The following is a 14,440-nucleotide window of genomic DNA, read 5'->3' as shown; positions in this document are numbered from 1 at the left end:
GCCATGCCTGCTTTCGACACCCCCGAACCGATCTCGGCAACCGCCCAGGTGTACACCGGCTCCATCCAGTTCACCGCGAGCGACCGCACCGACACCGTCGTGGAGGTACGCCCCCGCGACCCGAAGCGCGACATGGACGTGCGGGCGGCCGACCAGACCCAGGTCACGTTCGCGAGCGGCGCCCTGACCGTCAGGACGCCCCGGGCCAACCTCGTGGGACGCTCCGGCACCGTCGACGTGACGGTGGAACTGCCCACGGGCTCCCAACTCGACGTGACGGGCACCGGAACGCAGGTGCTCGGCGAGGGCCGGCTCGGCGAGGTGCGGGTGAAGACCTCCGCCGGTGACGTCCGCCTCGAAACGACCGGCCCGCTCCAGCTGACCGCTTCGCACGGCGCGATCACGGTGGAGCGGGTCGAGGGCCCGGCCGAGATCACCACGAGCACCGGCAACATGCGCGTCGGGATCGTCGACGGCCCCGCCGTACTGAAGAACTCGCACGGTGCCACCACCGTCGGCACCGTGACCGGCGAGCTGAGGGTGAGCGGCGCCCACGGCACCATCGACATCGCCCACGCGGAGGCGTCCGTCACGGGCACCACCACCCACGGCAACCTGCGCATCGCCGATGTCGCACGCGGCACCGTGCAGTTGGAGACCTCCAACGGCCTCATCGAGATCGGCATCCGCGAGGGCACCGCCGCCTGGCTCGACGTCAGCTCCAACCGGGGGCACGTGCGCAACACCCTCACCGCCTCCGGGGCCCCGGAGCAGACCGAGGAGACCGTCCGCGTCCGCGCCCGGACCAACTGGGGCAACATCGACGTCCGCCGCGCCCGGGCCTGACCACCAGGAGCACCCGGACCGCCCGAAGACCCGAGCACCCGAGCACCTGAGCACCTGAGCACCTGAGCACCTGAGAAACCGAACGCAGCCCTGCCCGCCCCTCAGCCGCGTCAGCCCTCGCAAGGGAGAGCCTCATGCCATTTTCTGTCATGCCCACGTCTATTCACGCCGGCGACGGCACACCGCCGCCGACCGCCGTCTCCACCGTCGGCCTGCGCAAGTCCTACGGCGACAAGACCGTCCTCGACGGCATCGACCTGCGCATCCCGGCCGGTTCCGTGTTCGCGCTCCTCGGCCCGAACGGGGCCGGCAAGACCACCGTCGTCAAGATCCTCTCCACCCTCATCACCGCCGACTCCGGGCAGATGCAGGTGGCGGGCCACGACCTGGCCGCCGCCCCGCAGGCGGTACGGGCCGCGATCGGCGTCACCGGACAGTTCTCCGCCGTCGACGGACTGATCACCGGCGAGGAGAACATGCTCCTCATGGCCGACCTGCACCACCTCTCCAAGGCCGAGGGCAAGCGGGTCGCCGCCGAACTGCTGGAACGCTTCGACCTCACGGAGGCGGCGAAGAAGCCCGCCTCCACCTACTCCGGCGGCATGAAACGCCGCCTCGACATCGCCATGACCCTGGTCGGCAACCCGCGGATCATCTTCCTCGACGAACCCACCACCGGACTCGACCCCCGCTCCCGCCACACCATGTGGGGCATCATCCGCCAACTCGTCACCGGCGGCGTCACCGTCTTCCTCACCACCCAGTACCTCGACGAAGCCGACGAACTCGCCGACCGCATCGCCGTCCTCCACGACGGCAAGATCGCCGCCGAAGGCACCGCCGACGAACTCAAACGCCTCGTCCCCGGCGGACACGTACGCCTCCGCTTCACCGACCCCACCGCCTACCGCGAAGCCACCGCCGCCCTGCCCGACGCCTCCCGCGACGACGACGCCCTCGCCCTCCAGATCCTCAGCGACGGCAGCCAGCGCGAACTGCGCACCATCCTCGACCGCCTCGACACCGCAGGCGTCGAAGCCGACGAACTCACCGTCCACACCCCCGACCTCGACGACGTCTTCTTCGCCCTCACCGGGGACAACACCGTGCCCGCCCAGCAGACCCCGCAGACCTCCCCGACCACCCCGGCCCCGCAGACCCCGTCCAAGGAGAACGTCCGATGAGTTCCTTCTCCCTCGCCGTGCGCGACTCGTCCACGATGCTGCGCCGCAACCTGCTGCACGCCCGGCGCTACCCGTCCATGACGCTGAACCTGCTGCTCACGCCCGTGATGCTGCTGCTGCTCTTCGTCTACATCTTCGGCGACACCATGAGCGCGGGCATCGGAGGCGGCGGGGCGGACCGGTCGGAGTACCTGGCGTACATCGTCCCCGGAATCCTCATGCTGACCATCGGCGGAACCACCATCGGCAGCGCGATCTCCGTCTGCATGGACATGACCGAGGGCATCATCGCCCGGTTCCGGACCATGGCCATCCACCGCGGGTCGGTCCTCGTCGGACACGTCGTCGGCAGCGTGCTGCAGTGCGTCATGAGCGTGATCCTGGTCGCCGCCGTCGCGGTGGCCATCGGTTTCCGTTCCACGGACGCCACCCCCCTGGAGTGGCTGGCGGCACTGGGGCTCCTCGCACTCGTCTCCCTGGCACTCACCTGGATCGCGGTCGGCATGGGACTCTCCAGCCCCAACGTCGAGGCGGCCAGCAACAACGCGATGCCGCTGATGATCCTGCCGCTCCTCTCGAGCGCCTTCGTCCCGCTCGACGCGCTGCCGGGCTGGTTCCGGCCGGTCGCCGAGTACCAGCCGTTCACCCCGGCCATCGAGACCCTGCGCGGACTCCTCCTCGGCACCGGGATCGGCAACAACGGCTGGATCGCCGTCGCCTGGTGCCTCGGGCTCACCGTGCTCGGCTACCTCTGGTCCACGTCGCTCTTCGACCGCGACCCGAAGTAGCCCGCACCGCACGGGGGTGCGGTCGGCGCGGCGCGGCCGGCGTCGTGATCGCACGCCGGGGCGGCGACGGACCGGCCTGCCACCGGGCCTCCGTGTCAGACCTCAGTGGCAGTCTGGCGGCACGACGAAGTTCGGAAGGCAGCGCGCTGCGGCAGGGTGCCCCCCTCCGCAGCGCGCTGCGGCAGGGTCACCCGCCGAGCGACGCCGCTCGGGGGTGGCCGGTGCCACGGAAGGAGATGAGCGCTGTGTTCTTCGACGGTCTTGACGTGTCGTACGGCGAGGCGTGGGGTTCCCACCAGGGAACGACCCATCCGGAACCGCTGTCGCGCGCGGTCGCGGCACGCAGACATGCCGCCGGCATGGACTACGCGGTACTGCTGTCCGCGCGGGAGCGACCGCTGGCACTGGTCGAACGCTGGCCGCGCCGGATGTGGCGTGTGTATCTGTTCGACGACAGGTCCCGGCGCATGCAGATGATCGACCTCAGGCCGCACAGCACGGGGATGTTGCTGGCCCACCGGAACACCCGATGGCAGGTCGCCGACGAGCGAGGGCGCTCGTACGGGACGTGGGACGTCCGGGAGACCACGACCGTCTCGGCCGACGGACAGGTCGAGGTGAGGTCCGAGTCCGCCGGGCCGGGGGGAACGTCGGCGGAGCCGCCGCACGCTCGGACATCCGGTCCGTCGGACGCCCCCGCGCGGCGGTTCCCGGCGCCCGTCGAGAACTTCCTCTCTCCCGTGCCGGAATTCGGCGACTGGCAGGTGTTCGCGCCGTTTCTCGCCCAGCAGGGCCACGAGCCCGCCACGGCCGTGGTCCTGCGCGACGTGCCGATGGGCGAGGAATCGGGACCGCTGCGCGCCTCCGGCATCGAGCAGTTGTTCCGTCCGGGCGCATGCGGGACTCCGGACGGGCCGGCCGTCGTCGAGCCCGTCGAGGCCGGCCTGCTGCGGATCACGTCAGGGCGGCTGGCGGTCTCGGACCCCGGCCTGATCGGGGAGAGCGCGCGGACCGTCGCCGTGCCACCGGGCGAGTTTCCCGTCACGCTGTCGCTTCTGCGCACGGCGGCCGGGGCCGAAGTCGCCGCGGCCAGGGTGACGTTCCTGGACGCCCCGCCCCGCGAGTGGGACATGGCCCTCCTGCCCGACGAGGACCTGGGGCTGCTCGGCGGGGGCCAGTTCTACGGGGTCGGTGTGGACACCGGCACCGTGGCTTTCGTGGATGCGACGCGGACCGTGATCGAAGACCGGCTGGACGAGGACCTGTTCATACCCCTCGACAGCCGGTTCACCGTCGAACTGCCCGGCACGGAGACCGAGCCGAACCTCATCGCTTTCCGTGCCGGCCGGGGCGACGGGTCCTACCCCGTCTGGATCGGCCGCACCGATGACGGACAGGTCGTTTGCGTCGTCGTCGACTTCCAGCTCCGTGCCTCCGACGGGGGAGAGTGAGGAGCGAGCCGCCGCCCACCGGGGCGAGTCACGCACTCCCCCAGGCACGTGGCCCGGACCGGCCGTCGAGGGGGTGGCGTCCGTACGGGAACACGGCCGGGACCAGCGGAACCGCATGCGCCCTCGGTGGGACCGGGCCGGACCGAACCGGCCGCTCCCATCATTTCCAGCCATATCCGGACTCGACATGGGCGCACGAACAACCCCCGGCGAACCGACATTTCACCGGAATGTGCTGGTGGCACATGCTCCCCGCCTCCCTCGGGACGCGCGAGCGCCCTCCGGTCACAGCCACGGGGAGAGCGTGCGGTCGTGTCGCCCGTCGGATAATCGGGGAGCAGGAACAGGATCCACCGTCGGCTCATCGACAGGGAGGCCACGTGCCCGAGGGCAGGACCGCGGGAACCCGGTTCATCAATCCCTACACCTTCAGCCGAATCCCGAAGAACGAGGACACGGCCGGCCGGCGTACCGCCCCGAGCGGCCACGGCAGACTGGGCGACGGCCGCACGTGCGGGGTGCTCGAAGTCGAACTCACCGCTCGCAGCCCCCTGTTGCTGCGCAACGCCTACGACGGCGAGGACGGCCTCTTCCCTCACCGGAGGATCCCGGCGCTCGGCGGGCCGGCTCCCTACCTGCCGGGATCCTCGCTGGCCGGAGCGGTGCGCTCGCTGCACGAGATGATGGCCGGCGGCTGCTTACGCGTCTTCGACCGGAAGTTCCGGCCGGGCTACCGCGACCCGGTGCGCGCCCGTCCGTCCGGCTGGCGGCTGGCGCGTGTGGACCGGGTGGACGAGGACGGCCGTCCCGACAGGATGCAGCTGAGCGAAGTCCCGGCCGTCTGGGTGGAGTCCACCACCCTGGCGAACGCGCTCGGCGGCCCGGAGGAGCTCCGCACCGGGGTCCGGTTCACGGTCCCCGCGGGCTCGGACGCCACCGAGGAGGTGCTCGGGCGACGGCAGTTGAAGGACTACAGGGCTGTGGTGGCGGGAGGACCGTCCGTGGTCCTCCTCACCGACTCCCGCACCCGCACGAAGACCCGGGGCGGAGCGCGGGGCGCGGACCGCTCCCCGGGCCGGTACTTCTGTGCGACGGGGCGGCTGGAAGACCACGCCCGGCCGGTGGAGTTCGATCCCGATGTGTGGGAGAGCCACCTGGACGCGGTCGATCAGACAGACGACATGCGCAGATTCCGCCAGGACCCCGGCAGCGACGACGCCAAGCCCCACTGGATCGACGTGTTCCACCCAGGCAGTCCGCAGCAGCTCCTGGGCCGGCGGATGGCCGCGCGCCGCCGGATGTACGAGGACCAGGTCGTCTGGGTCCTGCCCAGGTTCGACGGGGACGGTCTGCACATCGCCGACATGGCCCTCGCGGTGGTCTGGCGCCATTCCGGTGGCGGACACCCGGCGGAGGAAAGGGTCCCGGAGCACGCCCTCGCGTGCACCGATCCCCAGCGGCTCTGCCCCAGCTGCCGGATCTTCGGCTCGGCGGACGAGGAGAGCGGGGGGCCGGGCGGTCCCGCCGGAATCAGGGCGTACCGGGGGCATGTCAGATTCGGTGACGCCCTGCCCGGTTCGCCCTGCGGGACCCGGGTCGAGTACCTCCCGCCCATGGGCGCTCCGAAACCCGGCGCCGGACAGTTCTACCTCAAGTACCACGCCCCGTCCGAAGGAGGGACCGCCGAGAAGGGAGCCGCCCCGCTCCGCGAGTGGGGGTCGGAGGGCGACCGCGACCGGGAAGGTGTCCGCGGACTGCGCGGCCGCAAGCAGTACTGGCTCACCGAGAACCACGGCGACCGGCCGTACTTCCGGGCGACCGCTCCGAGCCCGAGGGTCTTCCACGAGAAGGTCTACAAACCCGACAACCAGATGCTCTCGAAGGCGCAGTCCGTCCCGGCGGGCTCGGTGTTCACCGCCCGCGTGCACTTCGAGAACCTGAGCGACGACGAACTCGGCGGGCTGCTCTGCGCCTTGGATCCCGGCCTCCTGCTGGCCGCCCACCAAAACGGCAAGGACGCCGAGCCGCGCGCCTACGGCTGGGCCGTGGGGGGAGGCCGTCCGCTCGGCTTCGGTTCCGTGACCTCCCGGGTCACCGTCGTCTCCCTGGACACCGCCGCCAGCCGCTATCTGGGAGCCCCGCCGCCCCCGCTCACGGCCGAGCGGGCGGTGACGGCCTTCCGGCGGTCCGTGGCGGACGATCTCAAGGACATCTGGAAACGGGAGCTGACGAAGATCCTCCGCCTGGACTGGGCGGCGCCCCATCAGGTCTGGTACCCGCCCTCGGGCCCGCTGCCGGAACCGGCCGCGCCGCTCTCCCCCGAGTCGCTGCTGCCGTCCTTCTCCTTCTGGAAGGAGACCTCGGGCAGCCGCGCGGAGACGGTCGCCTTCCCCTATCGGCAACTGCCTGCCGCCTCCTACTCCGATCCCGCGATGGACATCGTCGAACAGGGCAACCGCAAGGGACGACGCAAGTGAACGATCGCCACGTGTACGTCGACTTCGCAACGGTGCGGATCCAGCAGTACCTGTCCCGGACATCGGATCTGCGCGGTCACCGGGCCGCCAGCAACTCCCTCGCGTACGCGACGTCCGCCGCGGCGGTCGGGAAGGTCGCGGACGGTCTGGCCGAGGTCAACGAGGAGGCGGGCGAGGCCGACGGCGTCGTGAGTCTCCGGTTCCCGGCCGAACCGGGCACGGCCCACGTCGACCGGGTGCGCCGGATCCAGGATCGCGTCTTCGGGCATCTGCGCGCGGCGCTGCCGGGGGCGGAGTTCCAGTCGGTGTGGGGCGAGGGCGACTCGTACCTGTCCGTGTACGCGGACACGCTGCGTCGCAAGGAGCGCGACGGTGACGTCCGGCACGATCTCCCGGCGAACGCCGAGTTCCCGCTGGCCATTCCGTGCCGGTCGTGCGAACTCGCCCCCGCGGCGGGACGGGAGCCGGTGCACGAGCGCATGGAGTGGCTCTGCCCGGACTGTTCGATGCGCAATGTCCCCCGCCGGCAGGTGCGGGAGGATCCCCGCAGCCCGGAGGCGCGGCTCCGGGCGGACATCGGCCTGGACCCGGCGCCGGACCACTTCCCCGATCTCGCGGCACTCGGCGCCCCGGGCTCGGGCGGCAACCACCTCGCCACGGTCGCGGCGGACGGCAACGCGTTCGGCGTGTTCTTCAAGGCGCTCGCCGACGAAGGGCTCCGCGGTCCGGAGCCGGCCTCGCTCAAGCAGCGCTTCTCGGTCACCATGTCCCGGGCCACCCGCGAGGCGCTGGCAGCGGCGGTACTGGAACTGCCACTGACCCTGAAGACGGGCCGGCTGTGCGTGGTACCCCATGTGGTCGGCGGCGACGACGTGCTGGTCAGCATGCCGGCGGATCAGGCATGGCCCTTCACCCTGCACTTCCTGCGGGAGTTCGAACAGCGTGTGCGCCGGGAGACCGCCGAGGTCATCGACAGGATCAACGCACGCCGCGCGGGCCTTCCCGGCACCGCTCTTCTGGAGCCGCCCACGGCGTCGGCCGGAATCGTCTTCGCCAGGCACCGGCATCCCCTGAATCTTCAGGTCGAGTCGGCCGGCCGGATGCTGTCCGAGGCGAAGCGGGCGTTTCGCGGACGGCGGGCGTCGGTGCAGTGGCTGGACATCACCGCAGAGGGCTCCGATCCCCCCGACCGCCCGCCGCTGCTCCTGTCGACGCTCCAGAACGCGGACGGCACGCCCACCCGCGCCCACGCGGCCGTGACGACGCTCGTACGGGTGCCCGCCGGCCACCGGAACAGGCTGGCCGAGGCGCTGCGCGACGCCGGTCCGATCAAGGCGGCCGCCATCGCCGACCGGGTGGGTCACCTGGCCGCCGTCCGCCCGTTCCTCGCGCCGTTCGACCGGCCCGGTGAGTCTCCCGCCGCGGGCGTCGGCCTGGCGGCCGCGCTCGGTATCGCCAGGTGGTGGACATGCGAGTGATCATCACGTTCCACGGTCCGTTCCGGATCGCGACCGGTACGGGCCGTCCCGGCCTCGACGCGGTCGTCGACCGGGACGAGCTCGTGCCCGCCACCTCGCTCAAGGGGCTGATGCGGAACTCCGCCGGCGAGCTGCTCCCGGATCTTCCGCAGGTGGTGGAGGCCGTCTTCGGCAGTCCTCGCCATGCGTGCCCCTGGAGTTGGGAGGGGGCCCGCTTCCCCGACGCGCAGCCACCGGTGGTGTCGACACGGGCGCGCGTGGCTCTGGACGGTACGACGGGGGCCGCGCGGCGGGACCACCTGATGTTCGGCGAGGAAGTCTGGGCGAAGACGGCCGAGTTCACCGTTTCCCGGATCGGCCCCCTGCCCCGGACCGACGGCCCCCCTCTGACGGTGGAGGACCATCTGACCGTCCTGGCCTGCGCCGCCGCGGGTGTGCACAGTCTGGGCGGGGGACGCCGGCGCGGACTCGGCTGGGTCGCTTGCGCTCCGGCGGACCCTCCACTGGACGAGGCGACGGTCGAACGTTTCATGAATCTGACAGCACAGTGGAGGGATCATCAGCGTGCTTGATGTCCGGCTCACCGCCAGGCAGTCGATCTCCCTGGGCAGGCACCCCTCGGGCACGGCGCCGCGCATGACGTACCACCACATCCCCGGTCAGACCTTGCGCGGCGCACTGGCGAAGGTCTGGATCACCGAGTTCGGCGAGCCCCACCAGGTCGGCGCCGGGCTGAGGAGCGACTTCATCGCGTTGTTCGAAGGTGCGGTCCAGTACGGTCCGCTGTACGCGACGGGTTCGTACGTGGTGCCGCTGTCGGTGCTGCGGTGCAAGTACGGCGCCTGCGACACGGTCGTCGACGAGGCATTCCCCGGCGCCGGGGCCGAAAGCCCCTACTGCGCCTGCGGACCTCTGGTGCCGGGGAAGGGAGAGGTCGAGTTCACCGGGGCGTTCACGGGCCGTCCGGTCGTACAGACCAGCCATCCGCGGATCGACCCCGCCACCGGAGTCGCCGGGGACGGGCTTCTGTTCACCCGGCGGGCGCTGTCGGCACGCGACGCCAGAGGCAACCCGCGGGTGTTCCGAGGGCGTGTCGCCTCCGTGGCGGACCTGCCCCCGTCGGCCTCGGAGTGGCTCGCGCGGGAGCGCCGTCTGTGGATCGGGGCCCGGCTCAGCACGAGTGGGGCGGCGGACTGGAGCACCCGCCCCGCCCCGGTCGCCCTGCCGTCGACCGGTCTGCGGATCGCGCTGAGACTCGTCGCCCCCACAGTCCTCACCGATGACAGCGGGCTGCCGGTGGACGTTGCCGACCGCTCCTCCCTGCGGGCCGTCCTCGACGCCCAACTGGCTCCCCTGCTGGGAGGAGTGCGGGTCGAGTCGGTCGACGGGGTCTGGACGCGGCGCGAACGCAAGGCCGGCTGGCACGCGGTGTCCCGGCTGCCCAAACCGGCGGACCTGGCGATCAGTGCGGGTTCGGTGCTGGTCCTGCGCTTCGACCGGGAGCCGGCCCCGGAAGCACTCCTCGCCCTGTGCGGGAGGGGCATCGGTCTGCGCCGCCGCGAAGGGTTCGGGGTGGTGGAAACGGCCACCGCCGCGTGGGAACAGCCCTCCACCGACTCCGAGGACGCCGGGCCCGCGCGGACGACGAGCGCGCGGAAGCAGGCCGAAGCGTACGCGTCCCTCCTGCACGGTACCGGCCACAGCATGTGGTTCTCCCGCCAACTGCGGCCTTACGTCGAGGAGCTGGCGCTGCGTCCGGACCACCGCGACACCTCCCTGCTGGAACGTCCTCGGCTGCGGCGGCTGACCGGAGAGCAACGTCACGGCCTCGAACGGATGCTGCGCGAGGCGCCGGTCGAGGTGCTCGACCTCGTCCTGTCCGCGCTGGAGGACCTGCATCTGCTGATCGGGAAGGGAGCGTCGCAGGCATGAGCGTGATCCACGTCCTCAGAGCGGATCTGGAACTCACCGGTCCCGGCGGGGTGACGGCACCGGAGGGCAACACCGTGGGTTCCGTGCTCAGGCCGTCGCTCCCCCTGGCGAGCGACGGATGGGGCGGTCCGCATCTCCCGGGGACCTCACCCGCCGGTTCCCTGAGGGAGCACGCTCCGGAGGCAAGGCGCCGGGAGCTCTTCGGCGATGTCTTCGAAGACGACGGCAAGCCTGGTGGTCAGGGGCGCTCGCGGTCGACGGCCGTCGCCTCGGCCGTCCGTGTGCTCGGTACTCGGGTGAGCGCGCCGGAGGCTCCGCGGAGCCGGCGCCGCACGGCCGTCTCCGGCCATCACGCGGCCGCCAGGGCCAAGTCCCTGCACAGCCGCGAGCTCCTCCCTCCCGGGACCGACGTGTCGGTGTGGTTCCGCATCGACACCGAGACCGCCGACTCTCCCCTGGTACGGGAGGTCGTGGAACTCCTGCGGACGTGGAAGCCCCGGATCGGCGGCGGGCGGACGGTCGGTCTCGGCCGCGCCGAGGTGGTGTCGGTACGGCACCGGACCATCGATCTCGCCACGGCGGAGGGGCTGCGGCATTGGCTGCTCCGGGGTGGCCCGGATCTCGTCGACGACCACGCGGTTCTCGTCCACGAGCGGTCCCGGACGCCCGGCGCGGCGCCGGACGAGGCGTATCTCTTCGGCAGGCCGCTGGAGTTCCGTATCGTCGACGCTCTGCGTATCGGCTCCGGCACGTTCCTCGAACGGGCCGGCCGTCGCACGGGCATCGCGCGGCTCCTGCGCGATTTCGAGGACGTCCCGGTCGTCCCCGGCAGCACGTGGAAGGGAATCGTGCGCAGCCGAGTCGCCTTCGTGCTGCGCTCGGTGGGGTACGAGGACATCTGCTCGGCTTCTGACGACGGCGGCCCGGGAAGCTGCGGCACCTGCTGCGTCTGCGTGTCCTTCGGGTGGAGCGAGCGGACCGGAGGCGCGGGGGACAGGACACCGGCCACGGAATCGGTCGGGGGACGCGGCCGGCTCCTGTTCGCGGACTCGGCCGTCCGCGAGGGCCGGATCCGGATCCGGAACCACGTGGTGATCGACCGGGTGTTCGGCGGAGCCCGCGAGGAAGGGCTCTTCTCCGAGGAGACGGTCGAGGACGGCCTCGTCACCCTGCACCTCCGCCAGGACGGCGACGTGCCCGAGCCGGTCCGGGCGGCGCTCGTGATGGCGCTGGACGACCTGGCGGACGGCCGCGTCGGTATCGGGAGCGGTACCACCCGGGGCCAGGGCACGCTGGCCGCCACCCCCGGCACCGCCAAGTGGCTCGCCGAGGAGCGGCCGGGGGCGGCGCGGACGCTCCGGTCCCTTCCCCTCGCCGGGCAGTCCCCCACCCGCCCCTCAACCGAAGAGAGCGAGCGATGAACACGGACCGCTCCCCCGACTCCCCCCGCCACGAGGCCCGGCCCCAGCGGGCCACGCTGGAACGGCACGGGCGCCTCGACTGGGCGCGGGCCCGCGCCCTGCTGGACGGCACCGTCTGCGCTTGGGCGGACCTGGGCGGGTTCCACCTGGCGCCCGCCGCCCAACTGCCCGAAGAAACACCGGATTCCACGCACCTCTGGGCATGGGACGCGGACCGTTGCCTGCGGGTACGATTCGACGGCCCCTGGGCGCTGACGGCTTCCCTCCGTACGGACGACCGCACCGGCGGCGCCCCGGACGGTGCGACCGGAAGGCCCGAGGACGTGGGGGTCCTCGTCCGGCCGGGGACCGCCTGGAGCCCCGACGAGAAGCATGCCGGTCCGCTGGCGGCAGGGGCGTACGCACTGCGGTTCGAGCTCCTGGAACTCACCGGGCCGAGCCCGGTCACCTTCGTGCGTGCGCTTCCCACCTGACCAGTTCCCGCCTGACCAGGAGGTCCTGAATGCGCGTCCGTTGGTACCGCGAGCTCTGGGATTTCCTCCGGACCCGGGAGGGCCTCGGAACGCTCCTCATCGCGACGTTCTCCGCCGTCGCGCTCGGTGTCGTCCCCAACGTCCTGGAGAAGGTCCACGACTCCATCTGGTTCTTCCTGGCCGTCTTCGTACTGGCGGCCCTTCTCGTGGTCCTCGGCTGGGTGCTGCGCCGCGAGCGGGGTCTCGGGGTGGTCGTCTCCCTGCTTCCGCACACCGAGACCCAGTCCAGTCGCTTCGAGCGGATGCGGGACGCCTCGCGCAGGAACCACGGGTCCGCGCTGGTGATAGAGCCCCGGCTGCTCTCGCCGGACGGAGCGGAGCTGTCCTTGCGGCAGCGCGTCGACTTCGTCGCCAAGCTCATCGACGCCCGGGTGAGCGAGTACGAGTCGAGTGGAGCCCGGGGACCCGTCACCCTCTATCCGCTCGCCAGGCTGCGGGAAGGTTTCCTGATAGGCCGGCGTCTCGCCCGGGAAGTCCACCCGCCCATCGGCGTGGCGCTCGGCCCCGAGAGCCCGGTCTCCGGAAAAGGTGTGCTGCTCCTGGGCCCGCACCTGCGCCAAGGCCTGGACCATGCCCGGCGCTCTCTGCTGGACGGTCTGCTGGTGACCGGGAGCGCCCACCCGGAGCCGGTCCCCTTCCCGCTCTGCCCGCCGGGCGACCGCCACCGGCTCGCGTTCATCGTCCGTCTCACCCCCGCCGCCGAGATGATCGAGGATGCCCGGACGGTGGCCCGCACGGGCGAGGTGCGCCGCGCCGGGACCCAGCGCCCGCACACGGGTTACGTCTTCGACGACGCGGACCCGGAGGAACCCGGACCGCCGTGCGGTGCCCACGTGGTCGTGGAGGCCGCGGTCGAGCGGCTGCCGGAGAGCCGCGAGCTCTTCGAGGCCCTCGCCACGCATCTGTACGAGGCGTGGCGGTCCGCGCGGCGCGGATGGGGCACCGCCGTCGGGGCGGCGAGCGTGGAGACGGAGCTGTTCCTGGCCGCCCCGATGCCGATCGTCATGGCTTTCGGGGTACTGACGGCGAACGACCACATCAGCATGGTGCGCCACCGACTCGACCTGATGAACTCACCTTTTACCGGCGGAAGTTGACCGCCTCTCCCTACCGGCCGCTTCCGCCCCGGGTGTTCTGCCCTCCCGTGGGGCCGGGGACGCGGCACCTCGCCGCGTCGTCGGACGCCGGTCCACCGGGAATCGCGGTACAGCCCTTAGCCTGACGCCCATGCGTGTACTCGTCACAGGCGGAGCAGGGTTCATCGGGTCGCACATCACACGGGCCCTGGTCACGGCCGGGCACGAGGCGGTGGTGATCGACGCGTTGCTGCCCTCGGCCCATCCCGGGGGAACGGCTCCGGAGGGGCCGTACGAGCGGTTGATCGTCGGGGACGTACGGGATCCCTCGGCCGTGGCCGGGGCGCTGGCGGGGATCGACGCGGTCTGCCATCAGGCGGCGATGGTCGGGCTGGGCAAGGACTTCGCCGACGCGCCGCTCTACGTCGGCTGCAACGACCTGGGTACGGCGGTGCTGCTCGCCGGGATGGCGGAGGCCGGGGTCCGGGACCTGGTGCTGGCCGGTTCGATGGTGGTGTACGGCGAGGGGAGGTACGACTGCCCGCTGCACGGGCCCGTCCGGCCGGGGCCGCGCGCCCGGCGCGATCTGGAGGCGGGCCGCTTCGAGCCCCGCTGTCCGTCCTGCGGGGCGGACCTCGTACCGGGGCTGGTCCCCGAGGACGCCCCGGCGGATCCCCGGAACGTCTACGCGGCGAGCAAGCTCGCCCAGGAGCATCTGGCCGCCGCGTGGGCACGCGCGACGGACGGCCGGGCGGTGTCGCTGCGCTACCACAACGTGTACGGGCCGGGGATGCCGCGCGACACGCCGTACGCCGGGGTGGCCTCGCTGTTCCGCTCCGCGCTGGCGCGCGGCGAGGCGCCCCGCGTCTTCGAGGACGGCGGGCAGCGGCGCGACTTCGTGCACGTCACCGATGTGGCCGCGGCGGCGGTGGCGGCGCTGACCGCACTGTCGCGGCGGGAAGCCGGTGTCCTCACCGCGTACAACACCGGAAGCGGGGAGCCGCACACCATCGGGGAGATGGCGACGGCGCTCGCCTCCGCCTACGGCGGCCCGGCGCCGGTGGTGACCGGGGAGTTCCGGCTCGGCGACGTACGCCATGTGACGGCGGACTCCCGGCGGCTGCGCACCGAGCTGGGCTGGCTGCCGCGGGTGGGGTTCACCGACGGCATGCGGGAGTTCGCCGCCGCGCCGCAGCGGGGAGCGGAGTCCGCACCCCCGCCCCCGGGCGGCGCCCGCCTCGCGGACGCCTGACG

At 72.1% G+C, this 14,440-nt stretch carries 12 protein-coding genes; all 12 read left to right on the top strand.

Annotation, left to right across the window (positions count from 1 at the left end):
- Positions 1 to 3 precede the first annotated feature (3 nt).
- The 12 genes from OHA55_RS28140 (at position 4) to OHA55_RS28085 (ending at position 14,438) form a co-directional block, all read left to right on the top strand.
- A complete protein-coding gene (locus OHA55_RS28140; protein WP_266711559.1) occupies positions 4 to 846 on the top strand; it encodes a DUF4097 family beta strand repeat-containing protein in 843 nt (280 codons plus the stop codon).
- 149 nt (positions 847 to 995) lie between these two features.
- Positions 996 to 2,030, top strand: a complete 1,035-nt coding sequence (locus tag OHA55_RS28135; RefSeq protein ID WP_266711557.1) for an ATP-binding cassette domain-containing protein — start codon at positions 996 to 998, stop codon at positions 2,028 to 2,030.
- Positions 2,027 to 2,818: an ABC transporter permease gene (locus tag OHA55_RS28130; RefSeq protein ID WP_266711555.1), complete on the top strand. Its 792-nt coding sequence runs from the start codon at positions 2,027 to 2,029 to the stop codon at positions 2,816 to 2,818. The genes OHA55_RS28135 and OHA55_RS28130 overlap by 4 nt, the downstream gene beginning before the upstream one ends.
- 236 nt (positions 2,819 to 3,054) lie before the next feature.
- Positions 3,055 to 4,269, top strand: coding sequence for a DUF4241 domain-containing protein (locus OHA55_RS28125; protein WP_266711553.1), 1,215 nt, complete (start codon positions 3,055 to 3,057; stop codon positions 4,267 to 4,269).
- 380 nt (positions 4,270 to 4,649) lie between these two features.
- On the top strand, positions 4,650 to 6,746 hold the full coding sequence (locus tag OHA55_RS28120) for an RAMP superfamily CRISPR-associated protein (protein WP_266711551.1): 2,097 nt from the start codon (positions 4,650 to 4,652) through the stop codon (positions 6,744 to 6,746).
- On the top strand, positions 6,743 to 8,224 hold the full coding sequence (locus tag OHA55_RS28115) for a hypothetical protein (RefSeq protein ID WP_266711549.1): 1,482 nt from the start codon (positions 6,743 to 6,745) through the stop codon (positions 8,222 to 8,224). The genes OHA55_RS28120 and OHA55_RS28115 overlap by 4 nt, the downstream gene beginning before the upstream one ends.
- Positions 8,215 to 8,796 (top strand): RAMP superfamily CRISPR-associated protein, encoded by a 582-nt coding sequence (locus OHA55_RS28110; RefSeq protein ID WP_266711547.1) that lies wholly within the window; start codon positions 8,215 to 8,217, stop codon positions 8,794 to 8,796. The genes OHA55_RS28115 and OHA55_RS28110 overlap by 10 nt, the downstream gene beginning before the upstream one ends.
- On the top strand, positions 8,789 to 10,156 hold the full coding sequence (locus OHA55_RS28105; RefSeq protein WP_266711545.1) for a hypothetical protein: 1,368 nt from the start codon (positions 8,789 to 8,791) through the stop codon (positions 10,154 to 10,156). Before OHA55_RS28110 ends, OHA55_RS28105 begins: the two co-directional genes overlap by 8 nt.
- A complete protein-coding gene (locus tag OHA55_RS28100; protein WP_266711543.1) occupies positions 10,153 to 11,577 on the top strand; it encodes an RAMP superfamily CRISPR-associated protein in 1,425 nt (474 codons plus the stop codon). Before OHA55_RS28105 ends, OHA55_RS28100 begins: the two co-directional genes overlap by 4 nt.
- A complete protein-coding gene (locus OHA55_RS28095; protein ID WP_266711541.1) occupies positions 11,574 to 12,050 on the top strand; it encodes a hypothetical protein in 477 nt (158 codons plus the stop codon). The genes OHA55_RS28100 and OHA55_RS28095 overlap by 4 nt, the downstream gene beginning before the upstream one ends.
- 29 nt (positions 12,051 to 12,079) lie before the next feature.
- Positions 12,080 to 13,207, top strand: coding sequence for a hypothetical protein (locus OHA55_RS28090; protein WP_266711539.1), 1,128 nt, complete (start codon positions 12,080 to 12,082; stop codon positions 13,205 to 13,207).
- A 130-nt stretch (positions 13,208 to 13,337) separates the two neighbouring features.
- A complete protein-coding gene (locus OHA55_RS28085) occupies positions 13,338 to 14,438 on the top strand; it encodes an NAD(P)-dependent oxidoreductase (protein WP_266711537.1) in 1,101 nt (366 codons plus the stop codon).
- Positions 14,439 to 14,440 lie beyond the last annotated feature (2 nt).

It is taken from the genome of Streptomyces sp. NBC_00102, from assembly GCF_026343115.1.
Lineage (GTDB): Bacteria > Actinomycetota > Actinomycetes > Streptomycetales > Streptomycetaceae > Streptomyces.
Note: the sequence above shows the minus strand (reverse complement) of the source record. Positions and strands in the feature narration are given on the sequence as shown.

Coding starts and splice junctions, on each gene's coding strand:
- OHA55_RS28090 (WP_266711539.1), top strand. CDS start 12,080: ATGCGCGTCCGTTGGTACCGCGAGCTCTGGGATTTCCTCCGGACCCGG.
- OHA55_RS28100 (WP_266711543.1), top strand. CDS start 10,153: ATGAGCGTGATCCACGTCCTCAGAGCGGATCTGGAACTCACCGGTCCC.
- OHA55_RS28125 (WP_266711553.1), top strand. CDS start 3,055: ATGAGCGCTGTGTTCTTCGACGGTCTTGACGTGTCGTACGGCGAGGCG.
- OHA55_RS28130 (WP_266711555.1), top strand. CDS start 2,027: ATGAGTTCCTTCTCCCTCGCCGTGCGCGACTCGTCCACGATGCTGCGC.
- OHA55_RS28095 (WP_266711541.1), top strand. CDS start 11,574: ATGAACACGGACCGCTCCCCCGACTCCCCCCGCCACGAGGCCCGGCCC.
- OHA55_RS28110 (WP_266711547.1), top strand. CDS start 8,215: ATGCGAGTGATCATCACGTTCCACGGTCCGTTCCGGATCGCGACCGGT.
- OHA55_RS28085 (WP_266711537.1), top strand. CDS start 13,338: ATGCGTGTACTCGTCACAGGCGGAGCAGGGTTCATCGGGTCGCACATC.
- OHA55_RS28140 (WP_266711559.1), top strand. CDS start 4: ATGCCTGCTTTCGACACCCCCGAACCGATCTCGGCAACCGCCCAGGTG.
- OHA55_RS28135 (WP_266711557.1), top strand. CDS start 996: ATGCCCACGTCTATTCACGCCGGCGACGGCACACCGCCGCCGACCGCC.